This window comes from Nitrospirota bacterium (assembly GCA_030684575.1).
GTDB lineage: Bacteria > Nitrospirota > Nitrospiria > Nitrospirales > Nitrospiraceae > Palsa-1315.
Genome location: JAUXVD010000021.1, coordinates 64,662 through 86,588, shown reverse-complemented (window position 1 = coordinate 86,588; position 21,927 = coordinate 64,662). Strand labels below are relative to the sequence as shown.

General features: G+C 57.5%; 21 protein-coding genes and 1 tRNA gene. 11 read left to right on the top strand and 11 right to left on the bottom strand.

Annotated elements, in window-relative coordinates:
• Positions 1-11: 11 nt before the first annotated feature.
• Positions 12-692, top strand: a complete 681-nt coding sequence (locus tag Q8N00_15665; protein MDP2384228.1) for an HAD hydrolase-like protein — start codon at positions 12-14, stop codon at positions 690-692.
• Positions 693-706: 14 nt separating this feature from the next.
• On the opposite strand, the gene Q8N00_15660 is transcribed toward Q8N00_15665, so the two are convergent.
• Positions 707-1,327: a class I SAM-dependent methyltransferase gene (locus tag Q8N00_15660; GenBank protein ID MDP2384227.1), complete on the bottom strand. Its 621-nt coding sequence runs from the start codon at positions 1,325-1,327 to the stop codon at positions 707-709.
• Positions 1,328-1,502: 175 nt separating this feature from the next.
• Here Q8N00_15660 and Q8N00_15655 point away from each other — a divergent pair, with 175 nt between their 5' ends.
• From Q8N00_15655 to holA, 4 genes are all read left to right on the top strand, one after another.
• Positions 1,503-2,189 carry an outer membrane beta-barrel protein gene (locus tag Q8N00_15655; protein ID MDP2384226.1) on the top strand — a complete coding sequence of 229 codons (687 nt, stop codon included), beginning with the start codon at positions 1,503-1,505 and terminating at the stop codon, positions 2,187-2,189.
• A 148-nt stretch (positions 2,190-2,337) separates the two neighbouring features.
• On the top strand, positions 2,338-4,773 hold the full coding sequence (leuS, locus tag Q8N00_15650; GenBank protein ID MDP2384225.1) for a leucine--tRNA ligase: 2,436 nt from the start codon (positions 2,338-2,340) through the stop codon (positions 4,771-4,773).
• A 31-nt stretch (positions 4,774-4,804) separates the two neighbouring features.
• Positions 4,805-5,446: an LPS assembly lipoprotein LptE gene (lptE, locus tag Q8N00_15645; protein ID MDP2384224.1), complete on the top strand. Its 642-nt coding sequence runs from the start codon at positions 4,805-4,807 to the stop codon at positions 5,444-5,446.
• Positions 5,447-5,460: 14 nt separating this feature from the next.
• A complete protein-coding gene (holA, locus tag Q8N00_15640) occupies positions 5,461-6,582 on the top strand; it encodes a DNA polymerase III subunit delta (protein MDP2384223.1) in 1,122 nt (373 codons plus the stop codon).
• Here holA and rpsT read toward each other — a convergent pair.
• The gene (gene rpsT, locus Q8N00_15635) at positions 6,554-6,832 is read right to left on the bottom strand and encodes a 30S ribosomal protein S20 (GenBank protein ID MDP2384222.1); all 279 of its coding nucleotides are present in this window, start codon (positions 6,830-6,832) and stop codon (positions 6,554-6,556) included. The genes holA and rpsT overlap by 29 nt on opposite strands.
• A gap of 89 nt (positions 6,833-6,921) precedes the next feature.
• On the opposite strand from rpsT, the gene pyrF reads away from it, so the two are divergent.
• Positions 6,922-7,635: an orotidine-5'-phosphate decarboxylase gene (pyrF, locus tag Q8N00_15630; GenBank protein ID MDP2384221.1), complete on the top strand. Its 714-nt coding sequence runs from the start codon at positions 6,922-6,924 to the stop codon at positions 7,633-7,635.
• A gap of 67 nt (positions 7,636-7,702) precedes the next feature.
• Positions 7,703-7,779: transfer RNA gene (locus tag Q8N00_15625), tRNA-His, on the top strand.
• 690 nt (positions 7,780-8,469) lie between these two features.
• Here the strand turns inward: Q8N00_15625 and Q8N00_15620 are convergent.
• The 6 genes from Q8N00_15620 to kdpF all read right to left on the bottom strand — a co-directional run bounded on the left by Q8N00_15620 (position 8,470) and on the right by kdpF (position 16,660).
• Positions 8,470-9,168, bottom strand: coding sequence for a response regulator (locus tag Q8N00_15620; GenBank protein MDP2384220.1), 699 nt, complete (start codon positions 9,166-9,168; stop codon positions 8,470-8,472).
• Positions 9,169-9,210: 42 nt separating this feature from the next.
• Positions 9,211-11,913, bottom strand: coding sequence for a sensor histidine kinase KdpD (locus Q8N00_15615; protein ID MDP2384219.1), 2,703 nt, complete (start codon positions 11,911-11,913; stop codon positions 9,211-9,213).
• A gap of 156 nt (positions 11,914-12,069) precedes the next feature.
• Positions 12,070-12,645, bottom strand: a complete 576-nt coding sequence (kdpC, locus tag Q8N00_15610; protein ID MDP2384218.1) for a potassium-transporting ATPase subunit KdpC — start codon at positions 12,643-12,645, stop codon at positions 12,070-12,072.
• Between the two features lie 10 nt (positions 12,646-12,655).
• Positions 12,656-14,740, bottom strand: coding sequence for a potassium-transporting ATPase subunit KdpB (kdpB, locus tag Q8N00_15605; protein ID MDP2384217.1), 2,085 nt, complete (start codon positions 14,738-14,740; stop codon positions 12,656-12,658).
• 25 nt (positions 14,741-14,765) lie between these two features.
• Positions 14,766-16,571 (bottom strand): potassium-transporting ATPase subunit KdpA, encoded by a 1,806-nt coding sequence (kdpA, locus tag Q8N00_15600; GenBank protein ID MDP2384216.1) that lies wholly within the window; start codon positions 16,569-16,571, stop codon positions 14,766-14,768.
• The gene (gene kdpF, locus Q8N00_15595) at positions 16,571-16,660 is read right to left on the bottom strand and encodes a K(+)-transporting ATPase subunit F (protein ID MDP2384215.1); all 90 of its coding nucleotides are present in this window, start codon (positions 16,658-16,660) and stop codon (positions 16,571-16,573) included. The genes kdpA and kdpF overlap by 1 nt, the downstream gene beginning before the upstream one ends.
• A gap of 955 nt (positions 16,661-17,615) precedes the next feature.
• Here kdpF and Q8N00_15590 point away from each other — a divergent pair.
• The 4 genes from Q8N00_15590 (at position 17,616) to Q8N00_15575 (ending at position 20,339) form a co-directional block, all read left to right on the top strand.
• A complete protein-coding gene (locus tag Q8N00_15590; GenBank protein MDP2384214.1) occupies positions 17,616-17,915 on the top strand; it encodes a helix-turn-helix domain-containing protein in 300 nt (99 codons plus the stop codon).
• The gene (locus Q8N00_15585) at positions 17,912-18,943 is read left to right on the top strand and encodes a replication initiation factor domain-containing protein (GenBank protein MDP2384213.1); all 1,032 of its coding nucleotides are present in this window, start codon (positions 17,912-17,914) and stop codon (positions 18,941-18,943) included. Before Q8N00_15590 ends, Q8N00_15585 begins: the two co-directional genes overlap by 4 nt.
• Before the next feature lie 21 nt (positions 18,944-18,964).
• Entirely contained in the window at positions 18,965-19,276 is a 312-nt protein-coding gene (locus tag Q8N00_15580) for a helix-turn-helix domain-containing protein (GenBank protein ID MDP2384212.1), read from the top strand.
• Positions 19,277-19,748: 472 nt separating this feature from the next.
• A complete protein-coding gene (locus Q8N00_15575) occupies positions 19,749-20,339 on the top strand; it encodes a site-specific integrase (GenBank protein MDP2384211.1) in 591 nt (196 codons plus the stop codon).
• 455 nt (positions 20,340-20,794) lie between these two features.
• Here Q8N00_15575 and Q8N00_15570 read toward each other — a convergent pair whose 3' ends face one another.
• The 3 genes from Q8N00_15570 to Q8N00_15560 all read right to left on the bottom strand — a co-directional run bounded on the left by Q8N00_15570 (position 20,795) and on the right by Q8N00_15560 (position 21,913).
• Complete coding sequence (locus Q8N00_15570) at positions 20,795-21,169, bottom strand: Na-translocating system protein MpsC family protein (protein ID MDP2384210.1); 375 nt, start codon at positions 21,167-21,169, stop codon at positions 20,795-20,797.
• Between the two features lie 18 nt (positions 21,170-21,187).
• Positions 21,188-21,388 carry a hypothetical protein gene (locus Q8N00_15565; protein MDP2384209.1) on the bottom strand — a complete coding sequence of 67 codons (201 nt, stop codon included), beginning with the start codon at positions 21,386-21,388 and terminating at the stop codon, positions 21,188-21,190.
• A 174-nt stretch (positions 21,389-21,562) separates the two neighbouring features.
• Positions 21,563-21,913, bottom strand: coding sequence for an isocitrate dehydrogenase (locus Q8N00_15560; GenBank protein ID MDP2384208.1), 351 nt, complete (start codon positions 21,911-21,913; stop codon positions 21,563-21,565).
• Positions 21,914-21,927 lie beyond the last annotated feature (14 nt).

Below are 21,927 nucleotides of genomic sequence, written 5' to 3'. Positions count from 1 at the left end.
ACTCCATTGAAATGACGTCATTTCAATGGAATTGGGACGAGATCGATGACGTGCTGCTCGACATGGACGGCACGTTGCTGGATCGGCATTTCGACAACTTCTTTTTCGAAGAGGAGCTGCCGCGTCGGTATGCCGTTCTGCACGGGCTCTCGTTCGAGGAGGCGCGAGGCCAGCTCATGGCCATGTACCGATCGGTCGAAGGAGAGTTGGCTTGGACCGACCTCCACTATTGGACCGGGCGGGTGGGCATCGATGTGGTGGCGATGCATCGGGAGTTAAACCACATGATCGGCTATCTGCCTGGGGCAGAAGCGTTTCTTGGCGAACTCAAACAGCGCGGGAAGCGGATCACGATTATCACCAATGCCCATCGTGCCGGCGTGGATGTCAAAACTGCGAAGACGGGGTTGGATCGTCGAGTGGATCGGATTGTCGACGCGTTTGAGGTGGGCTATCTCAAGATGAGATCGGAATATTGGCCGACTTGTCAGCGTCTTGTGGGCTTCGATCCGAAGCGGTCGCTCTACGTCGATGATGATGAGGGCTGTCTGATCGCGGCAGAGGAGTACGGCCTCGGGCAGATTATTCATAGTTCCAAGTCGAGTTCGCAATTGCCGGCGGTATCCTCGACGAAGTTCAGCTCAATCGAATGCCTCTTATCCCTCACCAACGGTGAGGTTGCGAGTTCCTGATCGTGAGTGTGCATTCAGTCTCCCCTGAAAGCCCGTCCGCGATACATCGATCCGCCTAGTCGGGGAACGGTCTGCATCACGAACCGATCAAGTTCAGCGGTTGAGAATCCTGCCTGTTGAACGAGCTGATCGATCCGTCTATTCAAGTGGCACCCGCACCCGATGATGTTCTGGATAGGGTTGAGTCGGTCCTGCCACTTCGCAGTCTGTTCGTCCTCGCTTCGCCCATGTTCAAGAAAGAGGAATTGGCCGGATGGCTTGAGTACCCGGCGTACTTCCTGGAGTGCCCGGACCGGATCGGGAATGGTGCAGAGGGTCCAGGTGCTGACGGCATAATCGAAGGTCCGGTCGTCGTACGGGAGCATTTCCGCACTGATACGTGTGATTTCGATCGGGCACAACGCATTCTTGCCACGCTGCACGAGGCGTTTTGGCAATAAGATGGCCGGCTCCACCGCATGGAGCCACGTGACATGTCGGGAATAGTAGGGCAGATTGAGTCCCGTCCCGAGCCCAATTTCCAACACCGTGCCAGAGGCCTGGGAGACCAGCCCACCCCGAAGTCGCTGAAACTCCTCTCCGCTCATGGCCCAATCCATCAGGCGAGGGAAAATATGTTTGGCGTAGAGTCCCATAATTTTTTCGAAGGGTGTCTCGTCCTCCCATCGTGGAATGGACAGCCGAGACGCCAGCCGTTATTGTAGTACAAAACGATGGATCTGTGAGTATGGCGTACCGGTATAGAGGGAATGTCTCAAAATGGAAAATTTGATGGGGTGCAGAGATAGGAAACGAGCCCACCAACTACTGATGTTTCGACTGGTCGGTGCTTGTGCAATCTGGGGGGCGTGGCTCCTTTCCGCCCATGCGGAATCCTATGTCGCAGGGCAAGTGGGTTATACCGTGGCGCAGGACACGACCCGTGGCAGAGTGACGGACCCGTCATATGTCGGGCTGCCAGGCGGCACAACCGCGTCTAACTTGAGCTTGAACAACTCTCTCATGTACGGGATGAAGCTCGGCCACTATTTCGATTCGACGCCGTGGTTGGGTGTGGAGCTGGAAAGTTTCATGACTACGCCACATGCTCCGCAACAGCGGGTCACGCTCCAGGCACCGGGTGTTGGGACGGTCTTAATCAATGAGACCGGTGCGACGAATCGGCTCATTGTGGTCGCGCCGAACCTGGTGGCTCGGTATCGGGCCGGGGCGTTCGAGCCCTATCTCGGGGTCGGGCCAGGAGTCTTCTTCTTGCATCAGAGACAGGAACCCCTGACCTCCGGCACGACGGCCTACTCTCAATCCAGTACCCGCGTGGGGCTGAATACGCAAGTCGGCCTCCGATACCGCCTGACAGATCATGTCTCGATGTTCGGAGAGTGGAAGTATAATTATGTTCGTTTTAATCTGGCAGGCCAGGCCGATGGTCCCTATGCGGGGATTAATGCGGTAGCCAACCTGCATCATTTCGTATTCGGCGTCGGCTATCACTTCTAGCGACTCCCCTCGCTGAATTCAGAAGCCGGTCTTCGTACGAAGACCGGCTTCTGGTGCGCAAGCTTCTCCCTCCGCCGATTCTTGTTGCTCCCGCATGTCTATGTTAGAGTCCTTCCTCTTTTTCTGTGCAGTTGCGGAATATCACGGTATGAGCAAGACCTACGATCATCAGTCTCTTGAAGTGAAGTGGCAGGCCTATTGGGAGGAGCACCGGACTTTCCGCGTGCCTGACGACCGTACCAAGCCGAAATTTTACTGCCTCGACATGTTCCCCTACCCTTCCGGATCGGGCCTCCATGTCGGCCACCTCGAAGGTTACACTGCGACGGATATTGTGTCCCGCTACAAGCGGATGCGTGGCTTCAATGTGCTGCATCCGATGGGGTGGGATGCATTCGGGCTTCCTGCGGAACAGTACGCGGTGAAGACCGGTATTCACCCGGTCGTTACGACAGCCCAGAACATCGCCACGTTTAAGCGCCAGATGAAACGGGTCGGTCTTTCTTACGACTGGGAACGCGAGCTCAGCACGATCGATCCTGAGTATTATCGCTGGACCCAGTGGATCTTCCTCAAGCTGTTCGAGCGAGGGCTGGCCTACGTGGCGGAAGTGCCGGTGAACTGGTGCCCTGCACTGGGGACGGTACTCGCCAATGAAGAAATTATCGATGGGAAGAGCGAGGTCGGCGGGTTCGATGTGATCCGCAAACCGATGCGGCAATGGGTGTTGAAGATTACCGCCTATGCCGATCGACTCCTCGAAGATTTGAAGCTGGTCGAGTGGCCGGCCAGTACCCTGGAGATGCAAAAGAATTGGATCGGCCGATCGGTTGGCGCGGAAGTCGAATTCGATTTGGCCGGCTGTCCCGGCACAGTTCGGATCTTTACGACGAGGCCGGATACCCTGTTCGGGGCGACCTATATGGTGCTGTCCCCCGAACATCCGTTAGTGGAAGTCGTCACGACTGCCGATTGCCGCGCCGCGGTTACGGCCTATCGCGAGGCTGCGGCCAGAAAAAGCGACCTCCAGCGGCAGGAACTCGAAAAAGAAAAGACCGGGGTCTTCACCGGCGGCTACGCGCTCAACCCGGTGAATAACGAGCCATTGCCCATTTGGATTGCCGACTATGTGTTGATGGGCTATGGGACCGGGGCCATCATGGCTGTGCCGGCGCATGACGAGCGCGACTGGGCTTTTGCGAAGACCTATGCATTGCCGATCCGCGAAGTGATTGCAGGCGGTCAGGTTGAACAAGAGGCGTTCGTCACAACCGACAAGGGGACCGTTGTCAATTCCACAACGCCGGACGGAAGTTTTACGATCGATGGGTTGACGCCGGGTGATGCGATTCCGAAAATCACGGCCTGGATAGAGTCTCGCGGCAAGGGCCGCAGGGCCGTGAACTACAAGTTGCGGGACTGGCTGTTTGCCCGTCAGCGGTATTGGGGCGAGCCTTTTCCGATTCTGTGGGTGGATGGCCAGGCCCTTCCACTTCCGGAAGAGCAACTGCCACTGTTGTTGCCGGAGACGAACAACTTCAAGCCGTCCGGGGGCGGCGAAAGTCCTCTCGCGAATCTCACCGACTGGCTCACGACGACCGATCCGATCAGTGGAGCGCCGGCACGCCGTGAAACCAATACAATGCCGCAATGGGCCGGTTCCTGTTGGTATTATCTGCGATTCATTGACCCGAAGAATCAGGGCCAGCTCGTCGATCCTGAAAAAGAACGGTATTGGATGCCGGTGGATCTCTACATCGGCGGCAGCGAACATGCCGTGTTGCATTTGCTCTATGCGCGTTTTTGGCACAAGGTACTGTACGACATCGGCGTGGTCAGTACGCCGGAGCCGTTCAAGAAGCTCGTGCATCAGGGAATGGTGCTGGGAGAAGATAATCAGAAGATGTCGAAGTCCCGTGGCAACGTCGTCAATCCCGACGAGATCATGGACCAGTTCGGGGCCGATGCGGTGCGGCTCTATGAAATGTTCATGGGCCCGTTGGAGGCGGTGAAGCCCTGGAGCACGAGGGGCGTGGAAGGGGTGACGCGGTTTCTCGAACGGTCCTGGCGTCTGATGGCGAATGAAGAGGGCCGTCTGTCGAGCATTGTGGTGGAGATCGCTCCGACGCTCGAGCACCAGCGATTGCTTCACCAGACGATAAAGAAAGTCACTGAAGATATCGAGGCGTTGCGGTTCAACACGGCGATCTCTCAGATGATGGTGTTTACCAACGAGATGACGAAGGCCGAGCAGCGTCCCCGGGCCTTACTGGAACCCTTCGTCCTGATCTTAGCACCGTTTGCCCCCCATCTGGCGGAGGAATTGTGGGAAGTGCTGGGTCACAAGCCGAGCGTGTCTCAGCAGCCCTGGCCGATCTTCGATCCAGCCATGACCGTCAGCGATCGTTTGACCATTCCGATCCAGGTGAATGGAAAGCTGCGCACCAAACTCGAGGTCGGAGTCGACGCGACCCGTGAACAGGTTGAAGGGCTGGCTCGTGCGCAGATTGGGGAATGGCTGCAGGGCAAGGAGCCCAAGAAGATTGTGTATGTTGAAAAAAAGCTGATGAACTTTGTGGTGTGAACCTCGCCGAGGTTGGCGAGGAAAGCGAGACATGCGCGACATTCGAAAAACCAAAGATGCTCTTACCTGTCTCGCTTTTCCCGCGAGTCTCGTGTTACTTGCGACTCTCGTCGGCTGTGGTTACCAGTTCCGTGTCGAGGGTGCAGGGCCGACGATCGGAGGGGCGGCAGCGACGGCCTCTCCCACGTCGTCTCCGCCGCGGTTGGTGGTTCGGACCTTAGAGAATAAGAGTTTCGAACCAAATCTTGAGGCCCGCTACACCAACTATCTTCGCCACGAGTTTTCGTCCGGCAGCGGGGCGCAGATCGTTCCAGATACTGAGGCTGCCGATCTTGTGCTGTCCGGGCAAATTCTCTCAGTCAACCTTCCGACGCTCAGTTTCAGCCAGACCACCACACTCGAGAGCCGCGCAGAAGTGGTGGTGACGGTCAAGGTGGAGGAAACCAGGACGAAACGTGTGGTCTGGGCACAAACCGCGAAGGGCTCCTCGGAATTTTACGTGACACCAGACCTGCAATTTAACCGCGTTCTGCAGAACCGGGCCCTAGAGCAAGCCGGCCGTTTTATCGCCGAGGACTTGGCGTCTCGCTTTTTGCTCCAATTGGAATCGAGTCAGCTGGCAAAGCCGATCGTGCATCCGGCGTCGACCGGCGCGGACATCAACAGTAAATAGATCGCATCACAACTATGGCTTCAGCGATTTCTCATGCGCAACTCAGAGCGCAGCTTGCGCAAGGAACGGTGGCACCGCTGTACGTGGTCGTCGGCGAGGAAGACTTGCTTCGCGATGTCGCCTTGGGGCTGTTGAAGGCCGCGTTATTGGGCGAGGGCGAAAGCGACTTCAATTGCGATCTGTTTTATGGCGACGACGTGAGCGGATCTGAGATTGTCACCTGCGCTTCGGAAGTGGCTGTATTCGCGCCTCGGCGCCTGGTGGTGGTGAAGGCGGCCGATAAGATCCCTGCCAGGGAATGCGACGCGATCCTGCCCTATTTGAAAGCGCCGAACGATTCTACGACGGTGATCTTTGTTGCTTCAAAGCTAGACGGGCGACTGAAGTTCACACAGGCCTTAGCGCAGACTGCGGTCACGATTGATTGCTCCCCACTCAGAGAGGCGCATTGGCTTCCCTGGCTCAAGCAGGATGCAGAACGGGTGGGGATTCAGCTCAACGAGGAGGCCGTCGAGTTGCTGAAGGAGGCCTGCGGCGGCTCGCTCTACTCGGTTCGGCGTGAATTGGAAAAGCTGGCGGCCTATGTTTCACCGGGCCTGGCTGTCACCGCTGGCGATGTGGCGACGTTGCGTGGCACAGAGCCTGGTGCCTCGGTATTCGATCTCACGTTGGCGATCGGTGCGAGAAACCGTGGGCGGGTCTTGGCGATTCTGGCGAGGAATATGGAAGCAGGAGAGGCCCCACTGAGGATTCTTGGCTCGCTGGCTTGGCAATACCGGAGACTCTGGAAGGTGAAGGAAGTCCTACGGCAGGGAGGCCGTGAGGGGGAAGCCGCTCGGACGTTGCGGATGGACCCCGCCAAGGTGCGAGTATTTCTCGAGCAGTTTCCCGACGCCCATTTGCAAGAAGCGCTAGGGTTGCTCTTGGATGCAGATGCCAATCTGAAGGGTGGAAGTGGTGGCCGCCCTGTCCGAGTGCTTGAGGGGCTGTTGCTGCGGTTGTGTGATCGGGCGCAGACAGAGATACAAACTCGTCGACCCTCACCGAGTCGTGGCGCCGAAGTGCCGCAACCGGTGAGAGCCAGAACCATTTCGAATGTGCGAACGATTACGAGCGTGAAACGGACAAGGAGTTGACGTGGAGCGTAAGGCGAGCAATCCGGCGCGAGGCCGTGTTGGGTTTCATCACACCCTTCGTCACAGCCTTGCTAAGGGCTGACGTGGCGATGCGGAGGGACGACGTGGCATCCTCAACCTTCTTCTCGGCCACGGCGGCCTGGACCTTCTTGACCAGGGTCTTGAGCGTGCCCAATGTCGCCCGGTTACGGTCGTGCCGCTTCACGGATTGGCGGGCTCGGCGAATCGTCGATTTATGTACAACCGGCATAGTAGACTCCTCTAGTAGAAAAGAAGCGTACTTGTACCATGCGGCTCCATGAAGCGTCAAGATGAGCCATTTTTGAAAAGGACCAGCCTGTGTCAACGATCATTGCCCGTGACCGCTTAATTTTGGCCCTCGACGTTCCCTCACGCGGCGAAGCCGACCGGCTGCTCGATCGAGTCGAGGATCAGGTTGTGTTTGTGAAGGTCGGACTCGAACTCTACACTGCCGCCGGACCGGAAATGGTCCACAGCTTAATCAAGCGAGGCAAGCGGGTGTTTTTAGACCTCAAGTTCCTCGACATCGAGGAAACGGTGCGTCGGGCCACAGCGTTGGTTGCATCGATGGGCGTGGAGTTCTTGACGATTCATGCCAACCGGAAAGCATTGACCGCCGCCGTCCAGGGCCGTGGAGAGTCTGCGCTTAAATTATTGGCGGTGACAGTGTTGACCAATTTCGACAGCCACGATCTTCGTGAGATGGGTATTCAGCGCAGCGTGCAGGACTTGGTCTCCGCGCGGGCTCTGTTGGCGTCCGAGGTGGGCTGTGATGGAGTCGTGGCTTCGGGCGAAGAGCCCGGGATCCTCCGTCCCAAAGTCGGTCCGCGTTTTCTCATCGTGACGCCCGGTGTGCGTCCGGCCGGCAAAGATGTCGATGACCATGCTCGAGCGACTACGCCGACCCAGGCGATTTCAGTGGGAGCCGACTATTTGGTGATCGGCCGTCCGGTCAGAGATGCCGCGGACCCCGCTGCCGCCGCTGCGGCAATTCTTGCCGAAATGCAGACGGCCTTCGATACACGAGGCTGAGCAGTCCAACCGTGAGTTGCGGGTCTCCTGCTCCCTTTGCTAGAATCTCCTCTGTCTTCTCCGTATGGTGGGTGTAGCTCAGTTGGTTAGAGCGCCGGATTGTGGATCCGGAGGTCGCGGGTTCGAAACCCGTCACTCACCCCATACCCCTCAATTGCGTAAGTTGATGATCAAAGGTCTGGTCTCCCAATAAAGCCTTTTGCGTCATCGCTTTCCGCAGGCGAACCACGTTTCTATCTCTTCTAAGTTTTCTATTGTTTCCCGCCATTCAAACCTTCTACTGGCACAATTTCAGCACAGCTTTGCTCTGAGGGTTTCACTTCTGCATGGCTCCCCGAGTCGGGCAAAGATGGGCACTGGATTGAGGTTTTCTCCCTTTCTGAACGGCTGCAGACGACCCAAAGCGGCCCTTCGCGGGCAACTCTCAGTTCGATCCTCTGCAGTCCTTCAGCCACGGGTTTTGAGCGGCAGCAATGCACCTGCTCCTGAACCGAGGGCAGCAACAGCATAATCTGATCATAGCCAACAGCTTCCTCAAATTACCTGCTTTGAGGGACAGTGGACGTCATAAGGGGCAATTTGAGGGCGGATCGGGGAAACGAATGGGTTGGCAAACAAATATATACTACTTAGATATTAGTTAAGGTCTTACAGCGCTCTATCTATTACGATGGCTTCTGATAGTTCTGTGCTTTTCGATGTTCTTTAGCACAGCGGTCTTCTCTGCTGGCTGAAATCTGGCGAATATGTGATCGAAACGGAGTTAACTAATAAGTCTCGAGCCCGTCTCGACCAGTGGCCACTCCACGAATGGCTCCGCCCTTGGGCGGTGGGTCATTCCGTCAGGAGCCGATATCCCACTCCCAACTCCGTCACCAGATAGCGTGGATGGGCCGGGCTTTTCTCCAACTTGTTTCTCAACTGGCGCATGTACACTCGCAGATAATGGCCTTCTTCCACGTGCAGCGGACCCCACACTTCTTTCAGGAGCTGACGGTGAGTCATCACCTTGCCGGCGTACCGGATCAGCGTCGTGAGCAGCTTGTATTCGATCGGCGTGAGATGAGTTTCCTTCCCCGAGACAAACACCTGCCTCCGTCCGAGATCTACCTTGAGATCGCCGAGGATAAACACTGGTTCGGCCGGTTCTCCTGCCGGTCCAGTGATATGGCGAAGCGCAGCCCGCATCCTCGCGAGCAGCTCATTGACTCCGAACGGCTTGGTGACATAATCGTCGGCGCCGAGGTCAAGCGCCGTCACTTTGACCTGTTCCTGGTCGCGGGCGGAAAGTACGATGATCGGAGTGGCCGTCCACTCCCGTACTTGGCGAATGACTTCGCTTCCCTCCAGATCCGGCAGACCGAGGTCGAGCAGGATGAGATCGGGATTCCTCGCTTGGGCCTCTGCCAGCCCCTCCTTGCCCGTCGCGGCCTCGTAGAGTCGAAAACCGTGCACAGGCAGGGTTGTCCGGAGGAACCGGCGAATCTCCGGTTCATCTTCGATGAGGAGCACGGTGACTTCTTGCCCTGACATACTGATGACGGCCTCCCGGCCGCAACTCTTTCCCGGAGGCGATTAGGCCGGCTTCGGTTCGGCTTGTTCCAATTCGACAGACGGCTGACGTTCCAACAGCGGAATCGCAAAGCGGAACACCGCCCCCCCTCCGTGCCGATTCTCAGCCCAAATACGTCCGCCGTGCGCTTCGATGACCCCACGGCAAATGGTCAGTCCAAGGCCGACGCCCCCTTCTCGCGCAGGCTTGGCGCGATAGAATTTGTCGAAAATGCGAGCCTCCTCGCCGACCGGAACTCCCGGGCCTCGATCTGCGACTTCGACGACCATTTCACGATCGCTCGCCGATGCGGACAAATCGATCACGCTTCCAGCAGGCGCGTATTTCACGGCATTCTCCACAAGATTGATCACCACCTGTTCCAGGAGCACGCCATCGACAAACACCAGCGGCAGGTCGGCAGGAAACGCCGTGTTGACGGTATGATCGCGCAACCGTCCCTCTAGTCTGGCCAGGGCCGCCCCGACAACCTCATCCACAGGGTGCCACTCTTTGTTCAGTTGTACAGCCCCTGCCTCGATGCGCATCATATCCAACAGGTTCTTGAGTAAGCGATCCAGGCGATCCGCCTCCCGATAGATGGATCGCACGAGCTCGAGCCGGGCAGCAGGGTCGATCTGTCCCTGTTCGTCCATCAAGCTACTGGCAGACCCGGTAATGGTTGCCAGCGGAGTCCGCAGGTCGTGGGAGACCGAACTGAGAATGGCATTCCGCATGCGCTCTGTTTCCACATGTACATGAGCCTGTTGGGCTTCCTCTGACAGGCGCGTGCGTTCGATCGCCAATGCCACTTGGTTGACGAGCGATTCGAGCAAGAGCAACTGATCGAGGTCCGCGAGTCGGCTGGACTCAGTCGGCCGCACCGCCACGACCCCGATTGGTCCGGCCGAACCGACTAAGGGCAGATACAGGGCGCTGGCCCCCGCGAGCGTATCGGTCCCGAGTCCGGCCCGCTCGTTGTGCTCGAATACCCATTGGGCCACACCCGACTCCTTGGGGTCGAATTCAAAGTACAGATGTTCACCCCGTTGCAGCTGCACCCGCTTGTCGGCATCCGCCAAAAACATTGCAACCTGGCCGTCAAACACCTCTCGAAGATGTTTTGCCGCAAGCTGGGTCAACAGACCTGTCCCCCGATGTGTGGCGAGATCGCGGCTCAATGCATAGAGAACCGCAGTCCGCCGTTCCTGATGACGAGCCAGCATAGCCTGTTGCTTGGTACGGACCGCCAGTCCGCTGATCGTCAGCGCAACAACCAACATGACGGCAAACGTCAGGAGGTATTCAATGTCCGATACGGCGAAGGATAAATATGGAGGAACGAAGAAAAAATCGAACGCGGCGACACTCAGGACTGAGGCGAGGACCGACGGTCCTCGTCCATACCGACTGGCCACGAGGACGACGCCCAGCAAATACATCATGATGAGATTGGCCAGACCGAAGTAGGGAAACATGAGCCACGCCACGCCTGTCGACAGGCCTACTCCCCCGATGCTCAGGCCGTATGTTGACCACTCGCTGCTCCGCTTCACCGCCTGCGTCGTCAGCGGGCGGCTTTCGCCGGCCTCGCCCGTGATCACATAAATGTCCGTCTCCCCGCTCTGTTGCACGAGTTCAGCCACGACTGAACCGAACACCCATTCCTTCCATCTGGCACGGACCGGCTTTCCGACGAGAATCTTCGCCACGTTTCTCGTGCGGGCATAGGACAACAGTTCTTGTGTGACATTGGCTCCGCTCAGCACCGCTGTCTCGGCACCCAGCAGCTCGGCAAGCCGAAGTGTCTGGTTTACCCGGTCGCGGTCGCCTTGAGGCATGCGCAGATGTCTGGGTGTTTGCACATACACGGCGATCCATTTTGCATGGAGACCCGTCGCCATGGTTCTGGCAGCCCTCACCAAGCGGGGTCCTCTGGGCTTCATATTCACACAGACCATGATCGTTTCGGCGGCAGGCCACGTCTGGACCACCGCATGGTCGCGGCGGTACACCTCCATCTGCTGGTCGACCCGCTCGGCTGTTCGCCGGAGAGCCAATTCGCGCAACGCGATCAGATTCCCCTTGCGGAAGAAATTCTGGATCGCATGCTGCGCCTGCTCCGGCATATAGACCTTGCCGTCTTTCAGGCGTTGAAGGAGGTCGTCTGGGGGAAGATCGATCAGTTCGACATCATCGGCTTGTTCAAGCACCGAGTCCGGCACCGTCTCACTCACCCGCACTCCTGTAATCTGAGCCACCACATCGTTCAGACATTCCAGGTGCTGCACGTTGACGGTCGTATAGACGTTGATGCCCGCATTCAAGAGTTCCTTCACGTCCTGCCATCGTTTCGGATGCCGGGAGCCAGGGGCATTGGTGTGGGCCAGTTCGTCCATGAGGATGAGCTGAGAACGACGGGCGAGCGCTGCGTCAAGATCGAATTCCCGCAAGGCCGTTCCGCGATGCTCGACCAGGCGTGGCGACAGGATCGTCAGCCCTTCCAGCAAGGATTCGGTTTCCGCACGACCATGCGTTTCGACCCACCCGATGACGACATCGACACCTTCACGCCGTTGCTCATGCGCGGCCTGTAGCATCGCGTACGTTTTGCCAACGCCCGCTGTGGCGCCGAAGAATACTTTCAGTTTGCCACGCCCCTGCTCAGCCTCTTCAGCCTGCACGCGCTTCAGCAAGGCATCTGGGTCTGGTCGTCGGTCTTCCATCGGATGTATGTGAGCGGTGACATGGAGTTCATGCGGATTGGAACATTCGTATCAGTGTAGAAGAGATGCTGAAATCGGTCAACGAGAGCTCTTGCTGTTGTACGACAGTCCGAGCACAGTTGGTCCTTAGTGCCAGGAATGATCGTACGAGTGGTTCTATTTCACGTGAGTATCCAGTGCCAGATTCAGTGCCAACACGTTTACCCTGGGTTCTCCGAGAATCCCCAACTGACGGCCTTCCGTATGCTGAGAGACCAGTCGGAGGACGACGCCTTCTTCCATCCCTCGGACGCGCGCGACGCGTGCCACCTGGTATGCCGCTGAGGCGGGACTGATATGCGGATCGAGACCGCTCCCCGAAGCGGTGACCAAATCCACCGGGAGGGGAAGAGAATTGTCCGGATCGACGGCCTTGAGCGCATCGATCCGAGTCTGCACGGCTTTCATCAGCGCGTCATTGGTCGGGCCCAGATTAGAGCCGGACGAAGCGTCGGCATTATAGGGAAACGGTGCCGTGGCAGAAGGACGACCCCAAAAATACTTCGGCGCGTCGAATGGCTGGCCGATCAGCGAAGATCCGACCGGCTTGCCGGCGATCAGGATCAGACTGCCATTGGCCTGCCTCGGGAACAGCACCTGCGCGACCCCTGTGATCACGAGCGGGTAGAGGAACCCGGTGATGAGGGTCAGGGCCATGAGAATCAGCAAAGCTGGGCGAAGTTGGGTCCGCATAGATACCTCCTCAGACTAAATGCAGAGCGATAAGCAACATATCGATGAGCTTGATGCCCACGAAGGGGACAATGATCCCGCCTAACCCGTAGACCAGGAGATGCCGGCGAAGCAGCAACGCGGCGCCGATCGGTTGATACCGGATACCACGGAGGGCGAGAGGAATGAGGACGATGATAATCAGCGCGTTAAATATCACGGCCGACAATACGGCACTAGCCGGCGTCGCCAGTCCCATAATATTGAGCACGCTGAGCGCAGGATAGGTCGAGGCGAAGGCTGCGGGAATGATCGCGAAATACTTCGCCACATCATTGGCAATGCTAAACGTGGTCAACGCCCCTCGGGTCATCAAGAGCTGCTTGCCGATTTCCACGATTTCGATGAGCTTGGTCGGATTTGAATCCAGGTCAACGAGGTTTCCGGCTTCCTTGGCGGCTTGCGTGCCGGTATTCATGGCCACGGCGACGTCTGCCTGAGCGAGGGCCGGCGCGTCGTTCGTCCCATCTCCCGTCATCGCGACGAGCCGTCCGCCGGCCTGCATCTCGCGAATCAGCTTGAGTTTGGCTTCCGGCGTGGCCTGCGCCAGGAAATCGTCCACACCAGCCTCCGCAGCCACGGCCGCCGCAGTCTGCGGATTGTCGCCGGTGATCATCACGGTCTTAATCCCCATCCGTCGCAATTCGGCAAACCGCTCTTTGATCCCGCCCTTGATGATATCTTTCAGGTAGATCACGCCCAGCACTTTCGGCCCCTCCGCCACGACCAGCGGGGTACCCCCCTGCTTCGCAATGGTCTCCACGTGTAAACGGACCGCTTGAGAAAAATGCCCACCCCGTTCCGTCACATAGGCTTCGATTGCGCCATCAGACCCCTTGCGTATTTCCCGCCCGTTCAAATTGACGCCGCTCATCCTCGTTTGAGCCGTAAAGGGAATGAATGTCGCGCCTAACTCGTGAATGTCGCGCGCACGCAATCCATACTGTTCCTTGGCCAGGACGACGATACTGCGTCCTTCCGGTGTCTCATCCGCCAGCGACGAGAGCTGGGCCGCATCGGCCAGCGCCTGATCGCTCACTCCGTCGGCCGGAAGGAACTCGGTCGCTTGCCGATTCCCCAATGTAATGGTGCCGGTTTTATCGAGGAGCAATACATCCACATCGCCCGCCGCTTCGACCGCCTTTCCCGACATGGCGATGACATTCGCCTGCACCATGCGATCCATCCCCGCAATGCCGATGGCAGAGAGCAATCCTCCGATCGTCGTCGGGATCAGACAGACCAGCAACGCAACCAGGACCGTCACCGTGACAGGAGCCCCCTGTCCTGCCGCCTGCACGCTGTAGAGCGAAAAGGGAAGCAATGTGGCCGTCGCCAAAAGGAAGATGACTGTCAGCGCTGCCAACAGAATGTTCAGCGCGATCTCATTCGGCGTCTTTTGGCGCTTGGCCCCCTCGACCATCGCAATCATCCGGTCCAGAAATGTCTCTCCTGGGTTGGCCGTGACCCGTATGACCAGCCAGTCCGACAGGACGCGTGTGCCGCCCGTCACAGCGCTCCGATCGCCGCTCTCACGAATGACAGGGGCGCTTTCACCGGTGATGGCACTTTCGTTCACCGAGGCGATGCCTTGCATGACCTCTCCGTCGCAGGGGATAAAATCCCCTGCCTCCACCAACACGACGTCTCCCCGCTTCAAGGTACTCGCGGGGACCACGGAGGAGGGAACGCTGAGATACTGGTCGCCGGACTCAGGCTCGCCTAGTTTTTTCGCGTTCATTTCACGCCGCGAACTGCGCAGCGATTCCGCCTGCGCCTTTCCGCGCCCTTCCGCCATCGCTTCGGCAAAGTTCGCGAACAGCACGGTGAACCAAAGCCAGAGCGAGACGGCGAGGATGAACCAGACCGGCGCTTCGCCTGTCCCGAACAGTGCCTGGAAGAACAGGACGGTCGTCAGCACACTCCCGACCGCGACCACGAACATGACCGGATTGCGAATTTGGTGGCGCGGATGCAGCTTCCGGAAGGATTCCAGCAGCGCTCGTCGCATAATCCTAGGATCGAACAATGACCTTTTCTTATCTTGCGTTGTCATCTCAACATCCTCCACTCCAGCGCTGTTATCGGCTCACCATCAGGATATGTTCTACGATTGGACCCAGGGCCAGTGCAGGCACGAAGGTCAGGGCTCCCACCAACACGACGACACCGATCAGCAGCACGACAAACAGCGGCGTATGGGTCGGCAGGGTTCCTGGGCCAGCCGGCACAAGTTTCTTCCTGGCCAGCGCGCCGGCCAAGGCCAACGTGGGAATCGCCAACCAGAAGCGGGAGATCAGCATCGCGATCCCGCCGGTGAGGTTGTAGAAGGGTGTGTTGACATTCAGTCCACCGAACGCGCTGCCGTTATTATTCCCCATCGAACTATAGGCATAGAGCATCTCACTGAACCCATGGGGGCCCGGGTTCAAAATCGAGCTGGTGCCAGCGCCTGTCACCGACGCCACGGCCGTGAAACCGAGGACCACCATCGGCATGATCAGAATCAACAGGGAGGCCATCTTCATCTCATAGGGTTCGATCTTCTTGCCCAGATATTCCGGCGTGCGTCCCACCATCAAGCCGGCCACGAAGACGGCGATGATCGCAAAGACCACCATGCCGTAGAGCCCGGAGCCGACTCCGCCCAAAATCACCTCGCCGAATTGCATCATTAAGAGCGGGACCAAACCACCGAGCGGGGTAAAGGAATCGTGCATCGAGTTCACGGCTCCGGTCGAGGTGGCAGTCGTCGCGGTGGCAAAGAGCGCCGAGCGGGCGACGCCGAAGCGGACTTCCTTGCCCTCCATATTGCCGCCAGGCTGCGCGTTGCTGGCGGCTTGATCGATGCCCAACGTGGCGATGCGAGGATTTCCCGCCAACTCCGCCCAATAGGCCCCGAGAATGAAGAGAGCGAGCACGCTGAGCATCGCGGCAAGGAGCGCCCAACCCTGACGCGTGTCGCCAACCATCTTGCCGAACGTATATGTCAAGGATGCGGCGATTAAGGTCTCAGCGAGCAGGAGGAGGAAGTCCGTCAGGGGTGTGGGGCTTTCGTACGGATGGGCCGCATTGGCATTAAAGAACCCGCCGCCGTTGGTCCCCAGATGCTTAATCGCGACCTGCGATGCAGCGGGCCCAACGGCCAAGATCTGCTCGGCCGCTATTGTTGATTCAGTCTTCGGTTGGCCCTTCTCGTCCAGGATGGCCTGCCCTGTTGAATCGGTGAGCGGCTTGTCATACGTCACGGGCTGAGCCAGCGCAGCCGTGTGATAGGCTCCAAAAGTCTGGACCGTTCCCTGTGACACCAGGATCAGGGCGATGATGGCGGAAAGAGGTAGCAGGATATAGAGGGTGCTGCGGGTCAAATCGACCCAGAAATTCCCAATGGTCTCCGAGGTCCGACGCGCCAAGCCGCGAATCAGCGCGACCAGAATCGCCATCCCTGTCGCCGCAGACACGAAATTCTGGACCGTGAGCCCGAGCATCTGAGTGAGATAACTCAACGTCGCTTCGCCTCCATAGGCCTGCCAGTTCGTGTTGGTCACGAAACTCGCGGCGGTGTTGAACGCGAGATCAGGAGCCACGGCGCCAAATCCCTGCGGATTGAATGGGAAGAATCCCTGCCAGCGCTGTAACGCATAGAGGACCAAGAGCCCGGCGCCGTTGAACAGAAGCATCGCGACGGCATAGGTCTTCCAACTCATCTCCTCGGTGCACCGCACTCCGCACAGGCGATACACCAGCCTCTCAAGAGGGCCCACCAGCCGGTCGAGCCCACAGGGTTGGCCTTCGTACACTCGGGCCATATACCAACCCACTGGCTTGACCAGCGCGAGCAGCACGATAAAGTACAGTCCGATTTGAACCAGGCCGTTGATCGTCATTAGAACCACTCCGGTTTCAGCAACGCGACCATGAGATAGATCAACAATCCCAACGACAGTATTCCACCGAGCACATACATCGCATTCATAGCCGTCCCCCTTTATAGTCGCTCCAGCGCCGAGATGAGCCAGCCGGTTAGCAGAAAAAACGTGGCGGCGATGGTCAGGTACATGAGATCCATATGCAGGCTCCTAATTGACGCTAAAGGAAATGTTTCCAGTATGTCTTTCTCTACTGGTCCGCATTCACAATAGACCGCAGGATGTAAAAACGGTGTAAAGACTGCGGAGCATCCGGAACAGGTTTCTCCTGATTCGACAGTCTGTCGACGATGCCTTATCGACAACGACGACAACCCGCACGCCATCGTGGCCGTTGTGACTGGGCTGCTGCCGGTTTCAAAGACAGCGAGTTAGGTGTATGAATGAAACCGGAGATAGCCCACTTTCGAGAACTTACAGGAAGACATTTCGGCAGGTTTTGTGGTCGCCGATAAGCGGGTGTTCTACGACCCTCCCCCAGCCGACTCAGACCTACTTCAGCCAAGCGTAGCGGGAAATCTGAGCTTTGGCTGGAGTTGACTGGAATGAGGTAGAGTTGAGCACGAAACAAACACAATCGCATGAACGGCAGCTTTCCGGCGCGGAGCTTGCCTTAGCGACTGTCGCAACCTGGCCGTGTCCGGCCATTCGCATCGAGTTGGGTGTGGTGTAGTAGCAACCTGATTCAGGACTATGGGCGGCTACATATCCCTACACGAGCGATCTCGTGCTCTTTCCAATAAAAACGTCAATCTGTGCTCCCGATGGTGACCGTTGAATTCTGTCCCTCACTGTCCCCTCCTGGCCTAACCAGTCCTCAGCTGCCTAATTCCATTCTCCCCCTCTTTGGTCTACGCTCCTTATCACGCTGAGCGGATGCAGCCTTGATCATCTGAGCGCGATGAAATGCGCCGAGAGCACACAACTGCCTATATCTGCCTAATTCCCAGACGGAGTCTCCGGCGTTATCGTGGGGTCACGTTCAACAACCAAGGAGCGCGCATGAAAACAACGAATTTTTCGATCAAGGAACTCGCGGCCTTCATGGGCGTGAGCACGGATACCATCCGGCGGGCAGTTCGCAAAGGTGAGATTCCGGCGACACGGGTCAGGACCGCGTTACGGTTTGATCTCCACAAAGCAATCACGTGTATGCAGCGGAACGCGGAGGCCAAGTATGGGCCATGCTCGTCCCGCGCGCCGGACGGCACCGCCGGCCGCGCGCAGGACGACACGCCCCCGTCTGGTAACACGGGGGCACTACCCACAGGGATCATTACAGGAGGTCTACGGATTCGATGAGTTCCCCCTTCACCCTCACCATAGATTGGCTCGCCTTCACCTTGCCGGCAGGCTCCCTCCAGGACACGATGCAGATGCTCGGAGGGGACTGGACCAAGGGCCAAACCGGTTTTCGCGGCTATCCCGCGTCCTGGATCACCACGAGTGCTAGCCGGGGGGTGGGCAAACTGGGTACTGGCGCGCCCCGTGCGCCCTTCGAAGTCCATGTCGATCTCTCCGCTGGCATTGTGGCCCCTTGGCCCACGGAGAAGGTCCGGACGGTCCTCCAATGGATTCTGAAGCAAGAGGGTCACCTGACACGCCTCGATTGTGCGCTCGATGATCGGAACAGCTATGTCCCACTCTCGACGATCAGACAGGCCATTGAAGCCGGTCAGTGTGTCACCCGAGCTGACCGGATGCAGCGCATTTCATCCAGGTCCATCCATAAAGACACGCCCAGCGGAGAGACCCTCTATCTCGGCAGTCCTCAGAGTCAAACGATGCTGCGCATCTATGACAAGCGTCTGGAGAGTCAGGCCAAACAGCGAGAGGATTGGCAGGACTACGGCATCCGGTGGGAGTTGGAGTTGAAAAAGGACCGCGCCCAGGTCTGTGGACAGGTCCTGTCCTACCTGGAGGACACCGACTGGCTCGAATTCATCGTCGGGGTGCTACGAGGATATGTCGATTTCCGAGACACCACCCGAGACGAGGAGGACGAGTTTCGGTATCGGGCCCCACTCCTTGACTGGTGGCTGCTGCTCACCGACGGGTTCAAGAAGGGCCGTCTCGTCGTGGAGAAGGAGGCCCAGACCCTCCCCAAGGTGAAGCGCTGGGTCAGTCAGTCCGTGGCTCCCATGTTGGCCGTTATCTATGCGGCAGATCCCGGGGGGCACGCCTGGTTGGAGCGGCAAATCCTTGCGGGGAAGCGCCGATGGAACAATAAGCATCGGGGGCTGCTGAAGAAAGAGATACCATCGAGTTCTAATCAGGACGCCGGCGGTGACGCGGGCGCACCGTTTCAGGGGGGGAAGGGGGTGTCGTAAGACTCCCCCTGCTGTGATGCCATGCTGCTAACGATCAAGGACCTCTCGGCTCAGCTGAATATCAAGCCATCCACGCTCTATCTCTGGGCAGCGCAAGGCAAAATCCCCTGTCGCAAGATTCACGGATTAATTCGGTTTGACCAGGAAGAGATTCATCATTGGCTAGATTCCTTTACTCCTGCTCATGGTACAGCTGGCTCTCCTTCCTCACCTCCTCAACCCCAAAGCGAGGTGGAGCGTCTCATTGCGGCTGCGAAACGAGATGTTTATACTCCGCCTCGGGAGACCAGACCCAGGGAAAAGAAAGGAGTAACCCCCAATGGGTCTGTATAAACGAGGCCCGGTCTGGTGGATGAGATTCACCTACAACGGGACGTTGACACGGAAATCAACGGAAACTGTGGACCGGAAGTTAGCGGAACGGATTTATCACAGTGTCTTAGGGAAGATCGCTGAAGGCAAATGGTTTGATCGCTTACCGGGTGAGGACACGACGTTTCGTGACATGATGGAGCGGTATTTGACAGAACACACGGATAGAAATAAGGCGCTGAGTTCTCAGCGTCGCGACCGTGGGATGAGGGACCGTCTGTCAGAGTTTTTTGGAGACATGATGTTGTCAGCAATCAGACCAAGGCTGATAGCGGACTACAAGTCTAAGCGGCGTCTAGACGGAGTCTCACCGAAAACCATCAATAACGAGCTGACCCTGATGAGCCATGCTTTTACCCTCTGTGTAAAAGAATGGGAGCTGGTCAGGGACAATCCCGTGAAGCGAGTCTCCAGAGAAAAGGTGCGGAATCACATGGCACGGTGGCTGACACTGGAGGAAGAAGAAGGGTTACTCGCCGCTTCTCCTCCGTGGTTGCAGCAGCTGATTGTTTTTGCTGTCAGCACCGGCCTACGTCATCGGGAAGTGCTGCATCTCCAGTGGCCTGAGGTCGATTTTTCACGAAGGACCATCACGATCCTAGAGCAGAAAAATAAGAGCATCGATACGCTGCCGTTAAATGTTCGAGCGCTTGACGTGTTGAAGGAGAGGGCAAAGGTTCGGCATCTCACGTCCAAGTATGTCTTCTTCACCGCCACAGGGAATGCCATCCTCATCAATAACGTGCTGCGAGGGTTGCACTCGGCAATCGAGAAGGCGAACATTGGACACCTGCGCTTTCATGACCTTCGGCACACCTTTGCGACTCGCTTAGTCCAAGCCGGGGTGGATCTGTACACTGTGCAGAAGCTCGGCCGATGGAAGACGCTTTCCATGGTCATGCGCTACGCGCATCATCACTCGGAAAGCCTAAGAGCGGGAGCAGAGGTGCTCGATAGAGTGACAAGACGCGAAAACACAACGGCAGCACAGTTACAAACAGGGGAGTTAGTGGCGGTATGCTAAGTGCCTGATTCTGCAAGAGTCATTTGGCTGAAGCGGGGCAGAAAATCCCCACTTCGAAACCCGTCACTCACCCCATACCTCACTGTTGACCCCTCGGGCTAGTTCTCGGTTCCAAGAAATTTTTGCATTATTCTAAGCCGTGGTGTTCGGTATTTTCTGCCACCTCATACGGGGCTGGATCAGACCGCCACGAACTACTGGGCTTCATCGGCTACCGGTGACGGGTTCTTAGGGTAGGTGTGGGGCCAGTGTGTAACCATTTTTCGCACCTGAAGGGGTGCGCAACGTCAGGTTATCAGGGCTGCCAAATGGTCAGCGGGGAAATTTCTCAGGTCTCGTTGGTTTAGATTTACCGGGCGGGGCACTTGGCGCTACCTGGCATCAATGATTGGTGTAACAGTGAGATGGCGGCCGGCAGAGGAGGGTTGAAATAGGCAGATCAAGGTTATGAACAATCAAGCTGAGCTATCAGCTGTTTCATCCAGCCTGATGACGATCATGCTTTTCCCTGAAAGTGGTTCAAGATCGGCGACTATCTCACAGATCTTTTTGCCGAGTATCTCTTCAAGCTGTTGCTTCAACATATCCCGTCCTGCGCTGAACAACGCCCGGTGCATCTGTTTGAGCTGGGTACGTCCTTCCTGGGATTGAGCGAGCCGCTCTTCTGCCGGAATCGGCGAGGTTCTGGTCAGGTCCACCTCGATCAAATTCTCAAGAAACCGAACCTGGATGTGCGAATAGTGCGATTGCATGAACTCTTTTTGGAAGTTCAGCACGGCCAACATAATCGCATATTCGACATCGGCCTTGTTGCGAGTCGTGTGTGTCATTGGTACCTCAGAGATTGCTCATCGAATCATGCGACCTGTGTGCGGGTCTTCAAGCTTCGTGCTGAAACGGTCGCGGATGAATTCTTCAATCGACTGAGAGGAGGGATCGCTCGTCTCATCGCGCTCCGAGCGCAGGGAGCCGCGGGAGTCCATTCCCATGGCTGATTCAGAGCGTTCGAGGAGCCTTGGCGCCGGCACTTCGTCACCCTGTGGGTCCATCGATAGGCTCCTCCATATTGGGGGATCAGCGGCACGTTTGATGTTCAGCATGTTCGAGGGAGAGTCGCTGCGTGCCCCGTAACTCACGAGGCACGCAGCGCTCCAACCCGTTCATGTTCTAACGCTGCACGGCAGCCTGACGTCGCCGTTGGAGACGTCAGGCGCATGTGGCGCCTAGTACGCCTTGCTGAATCCGGCTTCCCCGTCGTAGTTCCACAATTTCTGGGAGGCAGACCACCACCAGCCCTGCTTGGTCAAGGCGTCCAGAAAGGTGTTGACGTCCGCATCTTGTACGTCCTTGGTCGCCATAAACCTGCAGCGGTACCAATTGACCTGCAGCAGATCCGGGCTCACAAAGCCGGGCCAGACTTTCGTGCCTCGGTTCGAAATGAATTCACACTTGAACGGCCCGATGTCTTCGAATTTCGGGATCCCCTTATCGTAGATGAGGTACATATCGATCCCGACCAATTTGATCTCGCGTTTCTTCTTCGTCGCTTTCGCAATTTCAGTACATGTTGGCATGGGTGTTCTCCTTG

Coding starts and splice junctions, on each gene's coding strand:
- kdpB (MDP2384217.1), bottom strand. CDS start 14,740: ATGACAACGCAAGATAAGAAAAGGTCATTGTTCGATCCTAGGATTATG.
- Q8N00_15665 (MDP2384228.1), top strand. CDS start 12: ATGACGTCATTTCAATGGAATTGGGACGAGATCGATGACGTGCTGCTC.
- leuS (MDP2384225.1), top strand. CDS start 2,338: ATGAGCAAGACCTACGATCATCAGTCTCTTGAAGTGAAGTGGCAGGCC.
- Q8N00_15575 (MDP2384211.1), top strand. CDS start 19,749: ATGGCACGGTGGCTGACACTGGAGGAAGAAGAAGGGTTACTCGCCGCT.
- kdpC (MDP2384218.1), bottom strand. CDS start 12,645: ATGCGGACCCAACTTCGCCCAGCTTTGCTGATTCTCATGGCCCTGACC.
- Q8N00_15590 (MDP2384214.1), top strand. CDS start 17,616: ATGAAAACAACGAATTTTTCGATCAAGGAACTCGCGGCCTTCATGGGC.
- Q8N00_15570 (MDP2384210.1), bottom strand. CDS start 21,169: ATGACACACACGACTCGCAACAAGGCCGATGTCGAATATGCGATTATG.
- Q8N00_15565 (MDP2384209.1), bottom strand. CDS start 21,388: ATGGACCCACAGGGTGACGAAGTGCCGGCGCCAAGGCTCCTCGAACGC.
- Q8N00_15660 (MDP2384227.1), bottom strand. CDS start 1,327: ATGGGACTCTACGCCAAACATATTTTCCCTCGCCTGATGGATTGGGCC.
- lptE (MDP2384224.1), top strand. CDS start 4,805: ATGCGCGACATTCGAAAAACCAAAGATGCTCTTACCTGTCTCGCTTTT.
- Q8N00_15655 (MDP2384226.1), top strand. CDS start 1,503: ATGTTTCGACTGGTCGGTGCTTGTGCAATCTGGGGGGCGTGGCTCCTT.
- Q8N00_15585 (MDP2384213.1), top strand. CDS start 17,912: ATGAGTTCCCCCTTCACCCTCACCATAGATTGGCTCGCCTTCACCTTG.
- rpsT (MDP2384222.1), bottom strand. CDS start 6,832: ATGCCGGTTGTACATAAATCGACGATTCGCCGAGCCCGCCAATCCGTG.
- Q8N00_15620 (MDP2384220.1), bottom strand. CDS start 9,168: ATGTCAGGGCAAGAAGTCACCGTGCTCCTCATCGAAGATGAACCGGAG.
- kdpA (MDP2384216.1), bottom strand. CDS start 16,571: ATGACGATCAACGGCCTGGTTCAAATCGGACTGTACTTTATCGTGCTG.
- Q8N00_15560 (MDP2384208.1), bottom strand. CDS start 21,913: ATGCCAACATGTACTGAAATTGCGAAAGCGACGAAGAAGAAACGCGAG.
- holA (MDP2384223.1), top strand. CDS start 5,461: ATGGCTTCAGCGATTTCTCATGCGCAACTCAGAGCGCAGCTTGCGCAA.
- kdpF (MDP2384215.1), bottom strand. CDS start 16,660: ATGAATGCGATGTATGTGCTCGGTGGAATACTGTCGTTGGGATTGTTG.
- Q8N00_15615 (MDP2384219.1), bottom strand. CDS start 11,913: ATGGAAGACCGACGACCAGACCCAGATGCCTTGCTGAAGCGCGTGCAG.
- Q8N00_15580 (MDP2384212.1), top strand. CDS start 18,965: ATGCTGCTAACGATCAAGGACCTCTCGGCTCAGCTGAATATCAAGCCA.